The organism is Nostoc sp. JL31, assembly GCF_017114965.1.
Lineage (GTDB): Bacteria > Cyanobacteriota > Cyanobacteriia > Cyanobacteriales > Nostocaceae > Nostoc > Nostoc punctiforme_A.
The window spans coordinates 42,057-59,257 of the sequence record NZ_JABXKO010000118.1 but is presented as its reverse complement, the minus strand read 5'-3'; the positions used below and the strand labels follow the sequence as shown (position 1 = coordinate 59,257).

The 17,201-nt window shown below is 41.7% G+C and carries 17 protein-coding genes; 9 read left to right on the top strand and 8 right to left on the bottom strand.

The annotated features are described in order from the left end of the window. Positions 1 to 27: 27 nt before the first annotated feature. A complete protein-coding gene (locus tag HWQ43_RS30780) occupies positions 28 to 426 on the top strand; it encodes a hypothetical protein (protein ID WP_292740699.1) in 399 nt (132 codons plus the stop codon). Positions 427 to 490: 64 nt separating this feature from the next. Here the strand turns inward: HWQ43_RS30780 and HWQ43_RS30775 are convergent, their stop codons facing one another. Next, positions 491 to 931 carry a peroxiredoxin gene (locus tag HWQ43_RS30775; RefSeq protein WP_099101976.1) on the bottom strand — a complete coding sequence of 147 codons (441 nt, stop codon included), beginning with the start codon at positions 929 to 931 and terminating at the stop codon, positions 491 to 493. A 194-nt stretch (positions 932 to 1,125) separates the two neighbouring features. On the opposite strand from HWQ43_RS30775, the gene HWQ43_RS30770 reads away from it, so the two are divergent. From HWQ43_RS30770 to HWQ43_RS30755, 4 genes are all read left to right on the top strand, one after another. Next, positions 1,126 to 1,530, top strand: a complete 405-nt coding sequence (locus HWQ43_RS30770) for an Npun_F0494 family protein (protein WP_292740697.1) — start codon at positions 1,126 to 1,128, stop codon at positions 1,528 to 1,530. Positions 1,531 to 1,810: 280 nt separating this feature from the next. Further along, positions 1,811 to 3,295: a cobyric acid synthase CobQ gene (cobQ, locus tag HWQ43_RS30765; RefSeq protein WP_292740695.1), complete on the top strand. Its 1,485-nt coding sequence runs from the start codon at positions 1,811 to 1,813 to the stop codon at positions 3,293 to 3,295. A 100-nt stretch (positions 3,296 to 3,395) separates the two neighbouring features. Beyond that, positions 3,396 to 3,632, top strand: coding sequence for a 2Fe-2S iron-sulfur cluster-binding protein (locus HWQ43_RS30760; RefSeq protein WP_099101972.1), 237 nt, complete (start codon positions 3,396 to 3,398; stop codon positions 3,630 to 3,632). Between the two features lie 125 nt (positions 3,633 to 3,757). After that, positions 3,758 to 4,150 (top strand): hypothetical protein, encoded by a 393-nt coding sequence (locus tag HWQ43_RS30755; RefSeq protein ID WP_292740693.1) that lies wholly within the window; start codon positions 3,758 to 3,760, stop codon positions 4,148 to 4,150. Between the two features lie 106 nt (positions 4,151 to 4,256). Here HWQ43_RS30755 and HWQ43_RS30750 read toward each other — a convergent pair whose 3' ends face one another. The 4 genes from HWQ43_RS30750 to HWQ43_RS30735 all read right to left on the bottom strand — a co-directional run bounded on the left by HWQ43_RS30750 (position 4,257) and on the right by HWQ43_RS30735 (position 10,631). Then, on the bottom strand, positions 4,257 to 4,700 hold the full coding sequence (locus tag HWQ43_RS30750; RefSeq protein ID WP_292740691.1) for an SRPBCC family protein: 444 nt from the start codon (positions 4,698 to 4,700) through the stop codon (positions 4,257 to 4,259). A gap of 62 nt (positions 4,701 to 4,762) precedes the next feature. Continuing rightward, positions 4,763 to 6,202: a 9,9'-di-cis-zeta-carotene desaturase gene (gene zds / locus HWQ43_RS30745; RefSeq protein WP_292740689.1), complete on the bottom strand. Its 1,440-nt coding sequence runs from the start codon at positions 6,200 to 6,202 to the stop codon at positions 4,763 to 4,765. A gap of 277 nt (positions 6,203 to 6,479) precedes the next feature. Continuing rightward, positions 6,480 to 6,656, bottom strand: coding sequence for a CopG family transcriptional regulator (locus tag HWQ43_RS30740; protein ID WP_292740687.1), 177 nt, complete (start codon positions 6,654 to 6,656; stop codon positions 6,480 to 6,482). 2,343 nt (positions 6,657 to 8,999) lie between these two features. Then, a complete protein-coding gene (locus tag HWQ43_RS30735; protein ID WP_292740685.1) occupies positions 9,000 to 10,631 on the bottom strand; it encodes a hypothetical protein in 1,632 nt (543 codons plus the stop codon). 326 nt (positions 10,632 to 10,957) lie between these two features. Here HWQ43_RS30735 and HWQ43_RS30730 point away from each other — a divergent pair, with 326 nt between their 5' ends. The 3 genes from HWQ43_RS30730 to HWQ43_RS30720 all read left to right on the top strand — a co-directional run bounded on the left by HWQ43_RS30730 (position 10,958) and on the right by HWQ43_RS30720 (position 12,263). Further along, complete coding sequence (locus HWQ43_RS30730; protein ID WP_094352468.1) at positions 10,958 to 11,314, top strand: iron-sulfur cluster assembly accessory protein; 357 nt, start codon at positions 10,958 to 10,960, stop codon at positions 11,312 to 11,314. Between the two features lie 86 nt (positions 11,315 to 11,400). After that, a complete protein-coding gene (locus tag HWQ43_RS30725; RefSeq protein WP_292740683.1) occupies positions 11,401 to 11,823 on the top strand; it encodes a hypothetical protein in 423 nt (140 codons plus the stop codon). Between the two features lie 194 nt (positions 11,824 to 12,017). Then, a complete protein-coding gene (locus HWQ43_RS30720; protein WP_094352470.1) occupies positions 12,018 to 12,263 on the top strand; it encodes a hypothetical protein in 246 nt (81 codons plus the stop codon). 102 nt (positions 12,264 to 12,365) lie between these two features. On the opposite strand, the gene HWQ43_RS30715 is transcribed toward HWQ43_RS30720, so the two are convergent. Beyond that, positions 12,366 to 13,286 (bottom strand): TIGR01777 family oxidoreductase, encoded by a 921-nt coding sequence (locus HWQ43_RS30715; protein ID WP_292740681.1) that lies wholly within the window; start codon positions 13,284 to 13,286, stop codon positions 12,366 to 12,368. Positions 13,287 to 13,483: 197 nt separating this feature from the next. Here HWQ43_RS30715 and HWQ43_RS30710 point away from each other — a divergent pair, with 197 nt between their 5' ends. After that, positions 13,484 to 13,831: a hypothetical protein gene (locus tag HWQ43_RS30710; RefSeq protein ID WP_292740914.1), complete on the top strand. Its 348-nt coding sequence runs from the start codon at positions 13,484 to 13,486 to the stop codon at positions 13,829 to 13,831. Between the two features lie 80 nt (positions 13,832 to 13,911). Here the strand turns inward: HWQ43_RS30710 and HWQ43_RS30705 are convergent, their stop codons facing one another. Beyond that, positions 13,912 to 14,400 carry an FHA domain-containing protein gene (locus tag HWQ43_RS30705; RefSeq protein WP_094352473.1) on the bottom strand — a complete coding sequence of 163 codons (489 nt, stop codon included), beginning with the start codon at positions 14,398 to 14,400 and terminating at the stop codon, positions 13,912 to 13,914. A 197-nt stretch (positions 14,401 to 14,597) separates the two neighbouring features. After that, entirely contained in the window at positions 14,598 to 17,129 is a 2,532-nt protein-coding gene (locus tag HWQ43_RS30700) for a cation-translocating P-type ATPase (protein ID WP_292740678.1), read from the bottom strand. Between the last annotated feature and the right edge of the window lie 72 nt (positions 17,130 to 17,201).

The window sequence follows — 17,201 nt, the reverse complement described above, 5'->3', positions numbered from 1 at the left end:
GATAAATTTTAGGTAGGGTCAAAACCCATGAAAAAACCATTTTTACAAATTACTAGACTCTTTATAGCTACGGCAGCAGGAATTAGCTTTGCTTCCTTGCTTATGGCTCAACCAAGTTCGGCTCAAGTCAGCAGCCCAACCGATGCTTTCCCCAGTAATAGTACAACAGACCAAAATACCGATCCTTTCTCCCGTTCCAACTCAGACAATTTCAATATGTTTGATCTGATTCATCGGGCAAATTTCGGGACTCTCAACTGGGATTCTAACCAACAGAATGAAGAACTAAACTCAGCAGCAGCAGCCTTTAAAGCAAGGCAACAAAAACTAATTCAAGGTCAACAACAGCAACCAACCCTCAGTTTGCCAACAGTTACACAACCATCAGTTACGCCGCCATTGGTGACACCACCATCAGGTAACTGAATCAAACAAAGAACCCCAAGCCTCTAGAGGCTTGGGGCTAAGACTATTTAAAAATCCTGAATTATCAGATCAGCCCAAGTGCAGCTAAAACATCGCTAGCATGGGTGGTGGTATTTACAGCACTGTCAACATGGGTAATTTTGCCGCTAGGGTCAATTACGTAGGTGACGCGCTTGGCATAACCGCCGCCATCCACATCGAAAGCTTTGATTAGGGATTTGTCGCTGTCAGCCAGTAGGGGAAAATTCAAGTTATATTTTTGGGTGAATGCTTGATGGGAGACTTCATCATCTGCACTGACTCCCAAGATTACAATATCTTTACCTTGATATTGAGACTGGGCATCTCGAAAACTACAGGCTTGTTTGGTGCAGCCTGGCGTGTCATCTTTGGGGTAAAAATACAAAACAACCGTCTTTCCGGCAAAATCAGATAACGAGACTGTGTTGCCGTTTGTATCTTTGGCGGTAAATGCAGGTGCATCCGTACCAACTGCTAGAGGCATAATTAACCTTTCCTGTTTCAGATTGTTGATGCACTTGAAATTTTACATTAATTTATAATGTTTAAATATAATTACTAAAAAATAGGATAAATACACTTTAGGTAACTAGTTTTGGTTAAATGAGGTATTTGGTACTAGAAAAAATATATTATTAAATTAATCTTTACTAGAAGAAAAATTTATACCCATACACGATGCCTGCTGTTGATTCCCAAAACCCAAATATTTTTGTCTATCCTCAAAGCACAGTAGAAAGAGCCGAGCGATCGCTAGTGTGTTCGCCTTTTAATGTATCTTTATTTGAAGTGATGGGCCACCAGAGTGTATCAGTAACTGCGATCGCTCTGGAAAATGGACTCAAGCAGGGCTATACTAAACGCCCTTTATCAGAATTAGCTTGTGATGACGCTTTGGGTTGGTTGATTCAAGTAGGTGTATTGCGCCGAGAAGTGGATGGTCAGGGAATTACAGATAGTTTTCGTCTCACTCCCTTGGGACGCCAGTTAGTGGAACAGTACCAGGGTAAAAGTTGGCGTACTCCTTCATGGCGCGATCGTTTGTATGATGCAGTGATTCGTTGGTTACGGATACCTTTTTAGAATAAAAAATCCAAGAGTTAGGATTAAGGAATCAAAGGGAACAATATACACGGAAACATCACATCTATTCATGAAGTCTTTACCATAACCATCCAACTATAATTTGTGATGGTTATAGTAGGCATTGGGTATAGGGCGTTGGGCATTGGGCACAAAAGCCAGAGGTGCAAAGGGGCAGAGAGGCAGAGGGGAAAAACTTACTGCAACTTTCTCCCCTGCTCTCCTGTTGTTCATTCCTAAAAATTAACCTGTATTTTGAAAAACTAAGTGATAAGCAACTATGAAATCAATTATGGTAGTGGGGACAACATCCCATGCAGGGAAATCACTTTTAACTACAGCTATTTGTCGCATTCTGTCGCGGCGTGGTTGGCGAGTGGCTCCCTTTAAAGGTCAAAATATGGCTTTAAATGCTTATGTCACTGCCAGTGGTGGAGAAATTGGCTATGCCCAAGCAGTGCAAGCTTGGGCTGCGGGAGTCGTGCCTTGGGTAGAAATGAACCCAATTTTACTCAAACCCCAAGGAGATATGACTTCCCAAGTAATTATTAAAGGTAGGTCTGTTGGTAAAGTGAGTGCCTCAGATTACTACGAGCAATATTTTGAATTGGGGTGGCGGACAATTGAAGAATCGCTACAGCATTTAGGAACAGAATTTGACATGGTGGTTTGTGAAGGTGCCGGTAGTCCAGCAGAAATTAATCTCAAACACCGCGACTTAACTAATATGCGGGTGGCAAAATATTTAAATGCGCCAACGATGTTAGTAGTTGACATTGATCGAGGTGGTGCTTTTGCTCATGTTGTTGGAACCTTAGAGTTATTGGAACCAGATGAACGCGCCTTAATTAAAGGTATAGTAATTAATAAGTTTCGAGGGCAGCGATCGCTGTTAGATCCGGGGATAAAATGGTTAGAAGAACGCACAGGTATCCCCGTTATCGGTGTTATACCCTACTTGCAAGAAATGTTTCCAGCAGAGGATTCTCTTGACCTGCTAGAACGTCAATCGTCCACGAATAAAGCCCAAACTGACCTCACCATTGCCGTCATCCGCTTACCAAGAATTGCCAATTTCACCGACTTTGACCCACTGGAATCAGAAAGTACAGTTTCAATCAAGTACTTAAGCCCTAAGCAAGATTTGGGACATCCTGATGCCGTGATTATCCCAGGTACAAAAACCACAATTGCTGACTTGCTACTGCTGCAAAAAAGCGGTATGGCAGAAGCGATCCAAAACTACGCTGCTTCTGGGGGAACGGTTTTAGGTATCTGCGGTGGCTATCAAATGCTCGGTCAAATCATCGCCGACCCAGAAGGGATAGAGGGGCAAGCTGGCAGATTTCAAGGGTTAAATCTTTTACCAATCAGAACTGTGATTACAGGGCAAAAAATCGCCCGCCAGCGCCAAGTTAGCTCAAATTATCCCCAACAGGGCTTGCCAGTCAATGGCTTTGAAATCCACCAAGGGCGATCGCGCATCGAACAGCAAGGCATAGATCCTCAATCCTACCATGCCCTATTTGACGATATTAATTTAGGGTTAGTAGATAGTTGTCAATCAGTTTGGGGTAGTTACCTCCACGGGCTTTTTGACAATGGGCCTTGGCGACGCGCTTGGTTAAATCGCCTCCGTCAACAGCGGGGTTTAAAATCTTTGCCTACCGGTGTTGCTAATTATCGAGAACAGCGAGAGCAGATTTTAGACTCTCTAGCCATTGAAGTTGAAAGCCATTTAGACTTAAGTCTGTTTTTGTCTTAAGCTAAAATGCGTTGAAATGTCATTAGTCATTGGTCATTGGTCATTTGCAAAGGACAAAGGACAACTGACAAATGACAACTCTCTTAAATGCGTACCATTGATGATTGTTCGTGTCCGCTTTTTACCAGATGATGTCACAGTAGATGCCGAAGTGGGAGAAGCCCTCTTAGATGTAGCAGACCGGGCTGGGGTATTTATTCCCACCGGTTGTCTCATGGGATCTTGTCACGCTTGCACCGTCGAATTAGAGGATGGAGAGATTATCCGCGCTTGTATCACCGGAGTACCGCCACGCGAGGAATTGACGATTAATTTATTTAGCGATCCAACTTGGTAGTTTTTTAACCCTCTAAGTTCAAAATATCAGATGAGGAAGTAGAGGCTATGAAGATATTAAGATAGAACAATTAGAAGGTTATATCGGTTTTGAAAAAGTAACCGATTAAGTAAGTAATAATATGTATGGAGTTTTTAGAGAGTGTTATGTTTATTTGTCTAATTGAGGTGACTTCACTGCTTACTGTCAATCAAGAGCCTATATTTTGGACTATGGCAACATATAACTTTAACCCTGGACTAGAAAAAGACGAATTCTTTTGGCTTAATTGGAATATAAATAATAAAAAAAGAAAGTTACGTATAAAAGTCCTGGAGATAGAAAAGAATGTTTTCCCAAAAGGAAGCTGTCCTTCTGATGTTTTCCCAACAGGAATTTATCCACCAGATTATAAAAATGAAGCTGTTTTTTTGTTAAGGATTTTTGGAGAAGCAGAAGACAGAGATGAATTCGTTGAAGTTGTAGATTTCATAAAAAAGATGAATCCAGGAAAATTCGATCCTGCTTCTAGTAATTGAAAAAAATCAATTTTTAAGCTTTAACAAACAAAAAATCCATATTTTACCATCAGGCAGTAAGAAACTTTTACAGTTTGTTTCCTACTGCCTATCTTCGCTATCTATATCAATTAGCTTTAACATTCAGCGCGTATTCTTTAAACCTTTCCAAATCAGCTTGAATCGTTGATTCAACTATCCGTCCCAAAAATAAGTTATCCATAATTTTGCCAAGAATGCCGGGGATAGCATAGGAAATGGTCATTTTGACAATGCTACTATCGTGGCGATCGTAAAAGCGAATCGCTCCCTGATTCGGCAAACCATCAACCGATTCCCATTGGATAATTTGGTTAGGAATAACTTTGAGAATTCGGGATTGCCAATTAAATTCTAGACTGCCCGTTTTTAATTTCCAAAGAGATATATCTGGATTATCTGGCGGAATTTTCACTGAATCAATCCACTTCATCCACCGGGGCATTTGCTCTAAATCAGACCAGAGGCTCCATACTAAATCTATGGGAGCCTCTACTTCTACCTGCACAGTATGCTCTAACCAGTCTGGCATTTCTCTTCTTCCTTCTCTACGAGATGCTTTGCGATCGCGTTCTTTGCACTCTTTGGAGTTTGTTATTTCTTTAAACTCTCCAAAATCACTTTTGCCGCACGTCGTCCAGAAATAGTAGCACCTTCCATGCTGTCGATGTAGTCTTGCTGAGTATAACTGCCGGCAAGGAAGAAATTATCTACTGGTGTTTTTTGGTTGGGACGGTACGCATCCATCCCTGGCGCTTCTCGGTAGAGAGACTGAGCAAGCTTTACAACACTGTACCAAGTCATATTTAGCTCCCGCGACGAGGGAAAAAGTTCATGGACTTGCTTGAGAACATGCTGTGCGATCGCTTCATTACTTTGGGCAATAAACGGATCTCCCGGTGTCAGCACTAGCTGTAACAAAGACCCTTGTCCTGGGCGATAATAATCAGCAGGGCTAGTCAACGCTAAATCGGCAAAACAAGAAAAGTCAGCATCGGCTGTGTAAAGTAAATTATCGATTCCAGCCGCATGATTTAGCTGTTTACGTTGCTCTCCATCGTTCAGTTCTGTTACCCAACCATCAAAGCGTAACTGCACTGTAGCCACTGGCACTGCATCCAGTTTGTAAATATTGTCAAATTCTGACCACTTACGCCACTCCTGGGGTAGGATACGTTGAATTCCTGGAACATCACAGGCAAAAACGTAAGCATCAGCAGCGATCGTTTCTACTGCATCACCTTGGGCAACTACTATACCAGTAACACGGGTTTGTTCAGCTGACTCAGCAAACTGAATTTCCCGAACTTGTCGGCGCGTGTAAATTTTGGTGCCTCTAGCTTCCAGATATTCCAGAATGGGCTTGTGTAAATATTCAGATGGAGAACCTTCCAGCATTCGCAAAACTGAAGCCTCAGTTCTAACTGCAAATAGCTGAAATATGGTTAACATACAACGGGCAGACATATTTTCGCAATCAATAAATCCCAATGCGTAAGCAATGGGGTTCCACATTCGCTTGATGCTGCCATTACTCCCACCATGACTGCGGAACCAATCGGCAAAGCTAACTTTATCTAAATTGCGGATAGTTTTCATCGCCCCATTAAAGTCTACCAACCCGCGAACTATCGGACTAGTACCCAAAGCGATCGCATTTTGCAATTTATCCTGCAACGATAGTTGAGAAGTAGTGAAAAATGCCTTTAACCCATTGAAAGGCGCACCTGTAATAAAACGAAAATCTAAAGCACCAGTGCGCCCACCTTTATTAATAAAAGTGTGGGTATGTTCCTTGAGGCGTAAGTTTTCTAACACCCCCACTTTTTTCATTAAGTCAAATAGTTGGTAGTAGCACCCGAAAAATACATGCAACCCCATTTCTAGATGGTTGCCATCTCCATCAACCCAACTGCCAACTTTACCGCCGACAAACGGACGAGATTCAAAAATCTCTATTTCACAACCAGCATCAGCTAGATCTACTGCGGTTGCTAGCCCAGCCAGTCCCGCACCTACGATTGCAACACGCATTCCGTCGTTCCTTTTCAGTTTCTTTACAGATTGTAACTGTGTTGGTGTCGGAATTTGCTACTTAATATCAACTCCAGCAGCATATTAAGGCTTGCCAATATCGATACTAAAACTTCTTTGATTACTTTTTTTAGTCCCGGTAAATGACCAGACGCGATAAAAACGCGTCTGTATCATCTAGACAAACTTTTGTCCATAGTGACGGACTCTCAAAAGTATCAGAGATATTTTTTTAGTGGCAAAGCAGTTTTCTGGATAATGTTGTGAAAGTAACTTTTTAGTTGTTTGTATCTTTGCTGTCGTCAGAGACAGGCAAACTTCTAATCAGTTCACGAATCACATCAGTTGCAGGTCTACCTGTTTGTTGGCAATATTTTTCTAGTTTTTCCGCTTCCTGCGTTGCGAGATTAACTGTTATGCGTTTAACTGCCCATTTTTTATTTGTCATTATCATGCTATCTGCTGTATATTTAGCTGGTCGAAAGAGTCTAAATTAAAGAGGGAACCGATAAGGTTATCAGAGTTTGTCTCAGGAAACAAGTAATACCATTAATATTAAAAATGTTTGTTTGGTCAAAGGATTGATCATTTTCTAAAAAAATCAAAATACTACACTTTATTTGTTACTATTGTGACAGCATAAATAGCACATAGTTGCTTTTGAAGATAATAACCCTACTAACAGCATGAGTAAAGCCTGACCATGAAATTTTATAAAGGAATTCGAGACACCTAATGTTGACTCAATGAAGATTTCCAAAGTTATTCTCCATTGAAAGCATTTGACCTTCTCTCTTAACTAAGTTCGCCAAACTCACTTGGAGAGAATATCCGCTAGAACACCAAAAAATAAAGCTTCAGAATCATTATCATACCGAAATGCTGGTTTACAGGCGGGTTATAGTGGTGTGTATAGAGCCTGAATAGTGACTTAGAAAGTAGGCAAATAAGCGATCGCTTTAAAACAAACACCCATCTGTAACCAAGAACTTAAGAGCTGCTTGAACTGTTAGGAATTTTGGCTTACCTTGATCAAGCTGATTGCTTTTCACTGCCAATATAGTAGCCAGAAAAAAAAGGTGTAAAACTCAGTCTACTGAGTGTAAATTGCCAAGAATGTTGGTAAATTTTGACAGAAACATCTGTAATTTCACACAGATGGATTTATCCAGAATATATGTGATGCTACTAGACTGTTGCAGATAATAATATTTTAGTTTTGTTTCATACTTTTACAATAAATTATCGTCAGAATGCAATGAAGTATTGCATATTTTTTATCTTCTTTCTAGCGATATAGCTTGCTTTAAAATCAGCTATTTTTTACGATTTTTCATCTTCACCGATCTGGAGGTTATATAAATCGTTTTTAGCCAATTAGGGCGTTAGAAATTTGACATAAATTTCTTTCCTCATATTTAAACCAAGATATAAATTACTACCAATAAAATTTTGATCGCAACTATTTTTATCTGGTAAGTATACCCATAAAAAGAGTAGTATATTTTTATTTTTTCGGTAGTGTGTTTATTATAGCTATTATTTACGCACTTTAAATAATCTTCATTTAGACATTAACAAAGCTATTTTTTATCCTTTATCAAAAAATTACAAAGAAAAACATATGTATCTGAACTTTTGCTTAATCATATTGATTGATATATAACAGGATGCTAAACTCAAAAACATGTTAAAAATAGGATTTCAATATTTAAGTGCATCAGTTAGGTTTGATTCAAGCAATCTTTATAGAGCGCTTTTTAAGTGGTCGTAGTTATTTATACTGAAAGAACTTACATAAAATAACTAGAAAACTATAAAAATACAGGTACTTCATGAAATTTAAGTAAAGTTAGCTTCTCAAGATTGGTCGTATATTAGTATTGACATATACATGAATATTCATTACAAAGTGCTGCGTCCTGATAGGTACACGATGATGAAGACTGAGTGGAACTGGAACGCTCTGCCTCTACTTAAAAGAGTGCCTAACGCTCTTCCATCACTCTTAGAGTAAGCAATCGCTGCAAGGCATACGAGACTTCATTTTCCAGATTTTGGCTACATTTTTGAATTTATATTAGAAAATAAAGCCTCAAACCTTGATTTAGTCATAGTTTCAGTTTTGCTTCGATTATTCTTTTCTGAGAGTGATGGAAGAGCGCTAAGTTAAGTCGGCACAATAAAACCAAACTATATAAAGAAAAGTAAACAAGGCTCAAACCCTTTTTCCCCCTGCCCCCTGCCTTCTGCCTTATCCCAACGATAATAATTTACGCCGACCTACTTACAAGGGATGGGGTATATACCAATACGGTTTAGTTAAGGGTTATTGGTGTAGATAAATGATCTTTCAAGACGCGATAAATTGCGTCTCTACATCTGGTTTTTGTTGCTCATTCTGAACTGTATTAGGGTATATACAAAAGTGAAAATCCTGAGTACTTTTTACTTCCCTGAAACAGTTACTCCTTAATTCAGAATTCTGAATTAAGGAGTAAAACACGCTTGATGTCTGGGTAAAAGACTTAGCTTGTGTAACTCACCAACTTGAAATCTGCTGTAAATGATGCACTCTTACTTCAATCTCCACGTTTTGCTATGGGGCAAGACAGTACTCAGCACTGGTAAATCAACACTCCGTGGGTAAAAAGAAGAAGGATGAACGTTAAAAGGCAAAGCCCTGCCCTTTTCCCGTCTTAAATGCAAATTTAAGTCAATATGCCAATCAAATACACATCAACTTAATTTCTCATACCGATAATTTGAGATTTAGAATTGCGGCAATTCAATGCAATTACTCAAATTTAAGTTGAGGCATAAGTTGGAGAGTGCCAATACCTAAATTTTGTGGTGAAAGCGATCGCCCTTCAAACAAAGCCATCATATCTCGTAACTGAGGATTGCCACGGGAGGCTCCCGTTAGTCCTTTGGCAATGATTAAGCCACAGTAGCCCTGAGTATTTTTACACCGCTGATTCCATTTTTTTCGGGCTTCGACATGAATCGGATCTTCATCTAAAAATTCACCGAATAAGAACAATTCGCCATTTTGAGTTTGCAATAAACCCAGGTCGTAGCGATCGCCATCAAAGGGATCGGCACCTGGATTAAAGCAAATTGCTCTCAGTCCGCCTGCTGCTTCAATTCTTTCAATTACAGTCTTTGCCTTGGGCCGAGAGGTTTGAATTAGAATCACAGGCAAACCGTCACCCACTTGTTTGATTTCACTAGCCTGGTGGTAGCTGACCCCCTTTCGCAGAGAATCCAACATTTCCCAAGACACTACACCTAAGCTGAGGAAGGAATCTTCTGGTATCAAGTCATCTCGCAATGATTGAAAATCAAGGTTGTCAATCTCCTCACCATCAATATCAAAGCCTGCCATTTCCTCTAATTCTGTTGCTAACTGCGGCATGGTAGAGACTGTTACAGGCACTGATTTAGTTGATTCTTCCGACTGCGGTAGAGAAATGCGATAGCGACGGCCCAGAGTAGGGAAGATATCCTCATGAAGTTGGCGACGGTGATCGCGAATAAAGCGGCTGAGGCTTTCTATAGCAACCAAGATTACCAATGCTTCTTCGTCATACAAAACAGACCGTAGTCCTTCTAAAGGATGGATATTACCAAAAGTAGGGTCAATTTCTGATAATGGCAGATCTGCCAAATCATCTTCTTCATCCTCATCTTCATCGGTTTCGTCAACGCTCTCAAAAGTGAGAAATAAGCAATCTTGCTTGAGGAACGCTTCTTCTAGATGCTCTGTTGATTCTTCATCCGTTAAAACTGCGGCGCGAAACTGTTTTAAAGACTCTTCTGAGCGATAAAACAAAATCCCATACTCCATTCCCAGCATTCCCATAACAGAGGCGTAGAGTGTGCCAACATCCCACTTATTAATCTCGATTGACAAAATTTGCTGTTCTTCCAAAAATTCCCAAGGTGCTGCTTGCCAAATTGCAAATGCTTTCTCTCGCAAGATTTGTGCATACTGTGGAGGTAAGTCGGGGGTTTGACTATCGAGGATGTCGGCGAATCCACGAAATAGTTCGTCAATTAAAGGCAGTTCTGGTGCGTAATCAATGGCGATATCCAAATCTTGCAGCACTCCCCGCAGGTAAAATTGGATCTCGCGGTCTTTGACTACAATTCTTTGAGGTCTAGCAGGTCTTGCCGGACTTTGAGGATGCTCCATTGCTTGCATTAAGGTGCGAACTATTGCTTCTGGGCCAATATCTGAAGCTACCACGTCCATTCCTCGGACAACACCTTGGGAGAAATCTACCCAAAGAATGCATTCTCCCTTTGCCTCTGAGTCTGAGTGCTGGTTTGGTGATGACAACGGACGGCGATCGCCCTCCCATACAGAAGGAATTTGAGTTAATTTCTTCAACCGACGACTGGTAGAGCGATTAAAACTTGTCATAGAGATCAAAAGAAGCAATTTGGAAGTAAACTTTGGGGGCTAGGGCTAGCTAGCCTCGGATTAATTTTTATGGCTGCACCTGAAGGGTGGTTGCTTCTGTTGCTGCCGTAGGGCTTGAATTTTAAGAATACCGAATGTATAAACACATTAAGTCTCTCAATTCTAGAATAAAAATCTTTGGCTACTTTTGACCGAGTGTTTACAATTTGGCATCTAGCAACATCTAAGCCGCTAGAATGAATACAAAAACACTTAACGAGCAACCCAGAAGCATTAACAAGCCGATATAGGGTAACGCTTATACTAATTAAGGAGTTGAAAAGCAGATGACACAAGCAATTCAGGCTCAACAACGCGGAATTCTGTTGAGCGAAGCCGCATTGCACCAGGTAAAATCCCTCCGGGACAAGCAAGGCACAGACTTTTGCTTACGGGTAGGAGTACGTCAGGGTGGCTGTTCTGGGATGTCTTACATGATGGATTTTGAAGATACCAGCAAGATTACCCCTGATGATGAAGTTTTTGACTATGATGGCTTCAAAATTGTCAGCGATCGCAAGAGTCTCTTATATCTCTACGGTTTGATGCTCGATTACAGCGATGCCATGATTGGCGGTGGTTTCCAGTTTACTAACCCCAATGCTAATCAAACTTGTGGTTGCGGCAAGTCATTTGGGGTGTAATATTGTCAGTTGTCATTTGTCCCTGGTTATTGGACGAAAGACAAATGACAAATGACCAATGACTTATGACTCATGATTAATTTACTATGACTCAAACAGTTGAATCCCTGTTTGATACAGGCTTAGAACGCTATAAAGCAGGAGAATCAGTAGAATCTTTAATCCCTGTGTTTAAAGAAGTGTGCGATCGCGCTCCTAAAACTAGTGCAGCTTGGGTTTGTTTAGCGTGGTTGTATCTACTCGATAACAAACCCAATTTGGCTTACAAAGCTGGACAGAAAGCAGTCAAGTTAAATCCACAAGATCCCCAGGCTAGAATCAATCTCGCCTTAGCAATGCTGGAAACAAAGCAAAAAGGTTTGCGCGAACATATTGACATAGCACAGCAGTTAATTTTTGTCAATGAAGAATGGAGTGATGAAATAAAAAATAGTATTGAAGACGGTTTAAGTAGAAAACCAGATTGGCAGAGTTTGACAAAAGTCAAAAATTGGCTGTTTGAAAAGTAAAAAATGGGGAGTGGGGAGAAATCAATTAAAAATTAAAAATTAAAAATTGAAGAACTCCTCCTTCCTGTTTCCCAATGGCCAATACAACTCTTGGAGAGGCTGCGCCAACTACTCCTTTCGACTTAGCTCAAGGCAAGTCGCTCAGTACAAGTGCCCAATGCCCAATGTCCAATGCTCCATTTCCCACTCCAATCATGAAAGATAAATTGTTAAATTGGCTAAACATGGTTTTAGTCGCTGATGTTTTTTTGGTTTTGTTTGGCTTTGGCTGGTTAGCGATCGCTGCGATCGGTGATGCCGCCGGAGTAAACCTGGGTTTGGATTTGTGGCATCAACTGTGGCAACCCTTGTTTAACCCAGCAATTGGCATTCTCATGGGCGGTGCCATTCTCAGCGGTATTATCAGTTGGGTTTCCAAAAAATTTCTTTCTAGTCAATAGTCAAAGAATAAGGCATATTTTGGATTTGAGATTTTGGATTAAATTTCAATCTAAAATCCAAAATCTCAAATCTAAAATTCTTACTACCCACTCCCTTTGAATCTATGTAAGAATTTGTGTTAATGCCGATTGCAAATTAGGATATTTGTACTCAAAACCTGTTTGCACAGTGCGTTTTGGGATAACTTGCTGACCTTCTAAAACTACTATCGCCCCGTCTCCTAAAAGAGCTTCGATCGCAAAAGCAGGAACAGGCAACCAAGAAGGGCGATTCATCACTTGTCCCATAGTTTGGCTTAAATCTGCCATTCGGACTGGGTTAGGGGCAGTGGCATTATATACACCTTCTATTTCCGGTTTAGTTAAAGCTTGCAGAATCAGGTTAACTAAATCGTCTACGTGAATCCATGAGAACCACTGCCGACCACTGCCAATAGGCCCACCAGCGAAGAGTTTGAAAGGTGGAATCATTTTACCTAAAGCGCCACCATTGCCCAGGACAATCCCAAAACGCAAAATTACTAGTCGCACACCAGCATCTTTTACTTTTCTCGCTTCAGCTTCCCACGCTTGGCAGACTTGGGCAAGAAAATCGTTACCAGATAGACTGGTTTCATCAAAGGTAGCCGTTTCACTGGTGCCGTAGTAGCCAATAGCTGAAGCGTTAATTAACACAGATGGTTTAGGATTAGCGTTGGCTATTGCTTCAACTATTTTTTGTGTACCTAACTTTCGGCTATTGAGGATTTCTTGTTTCCGTTCTGGTGTCCAGCGCCCTTCACCAATAGGTTCTCCTGCCAAATTAACTACGCCATCACAACTAGCGATGACACTTTGCCAAGAACCAGATGCATTTGGTGTATAGGCAACAATTTCTACACTAGGGAAAGCCTCAGAGGGAAAAACCTTTTGAGCAAAGGTTGTGTTCCGAGTTAATACAACTATTGTATGACCTTCCCCCTGTAATCGTTGTACCAAACGACTACCGACAAATCCTGTTGCCCCAGTAATTGCGACTTTCATTTTCTACCTCAGCCAAACCTTTATTGTAAAGTTTTTGATCAAACTTTCAGCTTACGGCAATTTCCTTGTTGATAGAAGAGGTTTGACTGTATATCTGGTAATACCTGCTCTCAAAAACTTTGATTTTTTAATGACTTTATATTTTAGATACTTCGGTATTATAGGATGGACGGAGTGTTGCAATGCTTGGGGCTATTATGGCTCGCTATACCTGTTCATTTATTGTTTCTGTTCCTAGTGACCATCTGTTGCCGTTACTTGTAGAACTTCTACAGGACTGTCAGTTGGATATTCAATATCACACAGCCGAATATATTATTGGTCGTGAGGTTCCTGGAAATGTTCCTTTTCCTAAATTAATAACAGTAGAAGTACTGATTGACAAATCAAAATCTACTGAAACAGAAACCCGGATGAGTATTGTGATTAAAAATGAAGAACTACCACTTTACCTAGATAATTACTGTCGACAAATGTTTGAGTTAATCAAGCAATCTATTGAGAGTAGCCGCCATTGGCATTTGATTGAAAGTATTGCAGGATAGCTTTGGCGATTGAATTCATACTCCCACGGCTTAAAGCCGTGGAAGTGTCAGACTGTGATTGGTAGTTATAATTCAATATCCTACTCCTCTAAATCCTCGGCCATACCGGGGTTTATTAGTGTAATGTCGTACTCACTTGAATCCGTTTGTCCTAAACGCTGAGTATTTCTTAAAAGGTAATAAATGGCACGTACTTGAGGCCCAAAAACGATCTCGTCTTCATTTCTGAGATCGTGGGCTGGTATCTTGCGTCCATTAATCATCAAACCGTTGGAACTAGGCTTACCTTTGGCATCGCCATCTACAATCCGGTAATAGTAGCTATGACTATTATGCTCTCGTGGCAATCTCACTAATGTGGCATGGCGGCGGGAGACAAACTGCGACATTAAACGGATATTACATTCGCGGTCTCTACCAATAGAGTAGACGGGGTGCTCCAGAGAAAATTCTTTGCGACCTTGATCGTCTTCAATAATCAGTAGATGGTTTTCATTGGTTTCTGCTGCCATTGACAAATCGGTGGAACTGTAATTGATTAAGATTTGTTTAGTATCGTATCTTGCCATTTTCGCGCACCATAAGTCTGTGGTGCTAATCTAAATAAGCTTTAAAATTGCATAATACCTTGAAAGAGTAGAACATGGCCGTTCTACTCCAGTAGCTATGATAGCTTTGGTAAGTGTCTTAATTTGACGACTGACTCCTGAATTCTGTTTTGATAACCAAGATTTGTGGTGGCAAATTAGACATGTAAAGGAGTATTCTAGGGGCGATGAGCGAATCGCCGCAATAATATTGAGTTGGTGACAACACTAACAGAGCTAAAAGCCATTAATGCAGCAGCACCAGATGGGTTAAGCACAAAACCCAGACTAGGGAATAAAACACCTGCTGCTAAAGGAATGCCAAGTGTATTATATGCAAAAGCCCAGAATAAATTTTGGCGGATTTTGTTGAAGGTGGCGCGACTAAGCTGAATAGATTCGACGACATCGTTTAAGCGATCGCGCATTAAGATAATTTCAGCAGTTTCCATCGCCACATCTGTCCCGGAGTGTAAAGCAATTCCTACATCAGCTTGGGATAAAGCTGGAGCATCGTTGATTCCATCTCCTACCATTGCGACTACCGAGTGCTGAGTTAGTAGTGAGGAGTTAGGAGTTAAGACTGAGAAGTTAGGAGTTTTCTTTGCCCCCTTGTCTCCTTGTCCCCCTTGTCCCCTTGTCCCTTCTAACTGGAGAGACTGTATTGCCGCCGCTTTTTTAGCTGGGGGAACACCTGCTATTACATCAGCGCTATCTAATCCTAATTGTTTAGCTATGGCGCTAGCTGCTTCTTTGCGATCGCCACTGAGCAACATTACCCGTAAGCCCATCTGACGTAACTTGTCTACAGTGGATCGAGCATCCGATCTAAGGGTATCAGAAACACCAATTAGTCCGGCTAAAGTTCCGCCAATTGCTACATAAACGACTGTTTTACCATCTGTTGCCAAATCCTGTGCTACCTGTTGTGCGGTTTCGTTAATGGCAATGCCGTGCCAACTCAACCATTCCCAGTTACCCAACAATACAACTGTGCCTTCTACCACAGCAGATACCCCTAGTCCTGGTTCCGTGTGAAAGTCTACAGCCTCTGGAATCGATAACTCTTGCCGCTGTGCTTCTTGCTGAATCGCTTTTGCTAGGGGATGGTGAGTACCGCTTTCTACGGCTGCTGCTAGTTGAATGAGGGATTGGGCATTGTTATTCTTCTCCTGCTCCTCTGCCTCTTCCTCAGTCCCCAATTCCTCAATTAACAGACAATCTGTGACGATGGGATTACCTGTAGTTAGAGTCCCAGTTTTATCAAATACTACGGTGTTTAACTGGTGTACTCTTTCTAAAACATCGCCACCTTTGATTAACAGACCTCTTTCTGCGCCCATAGCAGTTCCAACCAGAATGGCTGTTGGTGTGGCAAGTCCCAAAGCACAGGGACAGGCAACTACCATAACTGCGATCGCGAGTTTTAAACTAATTAATAAAGGGGAATGGGGAGTCGGGAGTGGGGAGTGATGGGCTTCATGTGTAGCGTGACTCATCATTTCTATACCACCAGACATGGTGATATCAGTCCAAATATGAGTGCCGAAAAAGTACCAAAATCCAAATGTTAAGACAGATGCTGTCAGCACTCCGTAGGTAAAGTAACCAGCTACTGTATCTGCTAATTTCTGTACTGGGGCTTTCCGAGTTTGGGCGGCTTCTACTAGGGCGACAATTTGAGCTAGAGTTGTATCACTTCCAATCCGGGTTGCTTGAATAGCGATCGCTCCTGACTGGTTTAGTGTCCCCCCTGTCACTATATCTCCTGGTTTCTTGATTACTGGAACTGCTTCCCCGGTTAGCATGGATTCATCAACCGTTGTTTGACCAACTACCACTTCACCATCAACGGGGATTTTATCGCCTGGCAGCACTTGTAAGCATTCACCAACACGCACCTGTTCAGCAGGAATCTCAACACTAGAAGAACCCATTCCGGCTTTCTCTGGGTTGGCAATTAATCGCGCTAAGAGTGGCTGGAGTGCTAGCAATTTCCTAAATGCCGCCGCCGCGCGACCTCTAGCTTGTTGCTCTAATGTCCTTCCTAAGAGAATAAAGCCCAGCATCATTACTGGCTCGTCAAAAAAGCACTCCCAACCCAATTGGGGAAAAAGCAGCGCTACTAAACTAGCAATGTAGGCTGTCAGCGTTCCCAACCCCACCAGGGTGTTCATGTTAGGCGCATTTCGCCGCCAGCCCAGCCAGCCATCTACTAAAATCGGGCGACCGGGAATTAACAGCGCTACTGTCGCCAGTCCACAGTGAAACCAGATGTTATTTAGGACTGGCAGCACTGAGCTACCAAGATTACCAAAATGTCCACTTCCCGACAATATCAGCAACACCGCTGCGATCGCCAACTGCCATAGAGAAGAACGCATTTCTCGGCGTTGTCGTTCTGCTGGATCTGGTAAGGTCGATATTTCGCCTCCTACTGTGCCATTAGCTTTTCGGGGTTGAGTCGGGAATCCAACGGCTGTTAATCGCTGTGCCAGTTCATCTGCATCTATTGCACCAACTTCTGACTCTACAACTGCTACCTCTGTGGCCAGGTTCACACAGGCACTCTTGACTCCTGGATGTTGGGTCAGCTGTCGCTCTACTGCGTTCACACACCCAGCACACTTCATACCCCCTACATCTAGAATAATCTTCTCTAGGATTGGGTCAGGTTCTAGGGCTGGCTTAGTTTTCGGGACAAGTTGCATGGCTTGTGTTTAGATTCGCTACAGAAATTCAACGCCTGACTAAAAGCGTCTCTAATTCGAGCGTAGGCTAAA

Coding starts and splice junctions, on each gene's coding strand:
- HWQ43_RS30725 (WP_292740683.1), top strand. CDS start 11,401: ATGACTCAAACAGTTGAATCCCTGTTTGATACAGGCTTAGAACGCTAT.
- HWQ43_RS30720 (WP_094352470.1), top strand. CDS start 12,018: ATGAAAGATAAATTGTTAAATTGGCTAAACATGGTTTTAGTCGCTGAT.
- HWQ43_RS30755 (WP_292740693.1), top strand. CDS start 3,758: ATGGAGTTTTTAGAGAGTGTTATGTTTATTTGTCTAATTGAGGTGACT.
- HWQ43_RS30705 (WP_094352473.1), bottom strand. CDS start 14,400: ATGGCAAGATACGATACTAAACAAATCTTAATCAATTACAGTTCCACC.
- HWQ43_RS30740 (WP_292740687.1), bottom strand. CDS start 6,656: ATGATAATGACAAATAAAAAATGGGCAGTTAAACGCATAACAGTTAAT.
- HWQ43_RS30735 (WP_292740685.1), bottom strand. CDS start 10,631: ATGACAAGTTTTAATCGCTCTACCAGTCGTCGGTTGAAGAAATTAACT.
- zds (WP_292740689.1), bottom strand. CDS start 6,202: ATGCGTGTTGCAATCGTAGGTGCGGGACTGGCTGGGCTAGCAACCGCA.
- cobQ (WP_292740695.1), top strand. CDS start 1,811: ATGAAATCAATTATGGTAGTGGGGACAACATCCCATGCAGGGAAATCA.
- HWQ43_RS30780 (WP_292740699.1), top strand. CDS start 28: ATGAAAAAACCATTTTTACAAATTACTAGACTCTTTATAGCTACGGCA.
- HWQ43_RS30760 (WP_099101972.1), top strand. CDS start 3,396: ATGATTGTTCGTGTCCGCTTTTTACCAGATGATGTCACAGTAGATGCC.
- HWQ43_RS30750 (WP_292740691.1), bottom strand. CDS start 4,700: ATGCCAGACTGGTTAGAGCATACTGTGCAGGTAGAAGTAGAGGCTCCC.
- HWQ43_RS30730 (WP_094352468.1), top strand. CDS start 10,958: ATGACACAAGCAATTCAGGCTCAACAACGCGGAATTCTGTTGAGCGAA.
- HWQ43_RS30770 (WP_292740697.1), top strand. CDS start 1,126: ATGCCTGCTGTTGATTCCCAAAACCCAAATATTTTTGTCTATCCTCAA.
- HWQ43_RS30710 (WP_292740914.1), top strand. CDS start 13,484: ATGGCTCGCTATACCTGTTCATTTATTGTTTCTGTTCCTAGTGACCAT.
- HWQ43_RS30715 (WP_292740681.1), bottom strand. CDS start 13,286: ATGAAAGTCGCAATTACTGGGGCAACAGGATTTGTCGGTAGTCGTTTG.
- HWQ43_RS30700 (WP_292740678.1), bottom strand. CDS start 17,129: ATGCAACTTGTCCCGAAAACTAAGCCAGCCCTAGAACCTGACCCAATC.
- HWQ43_RS30775 (WP_099101976.1), bottom strand. CDS start 931: ATGCCTCTAGCAGTTGGTACGGATGCACCTGCATTTACCGCCAAAGAT.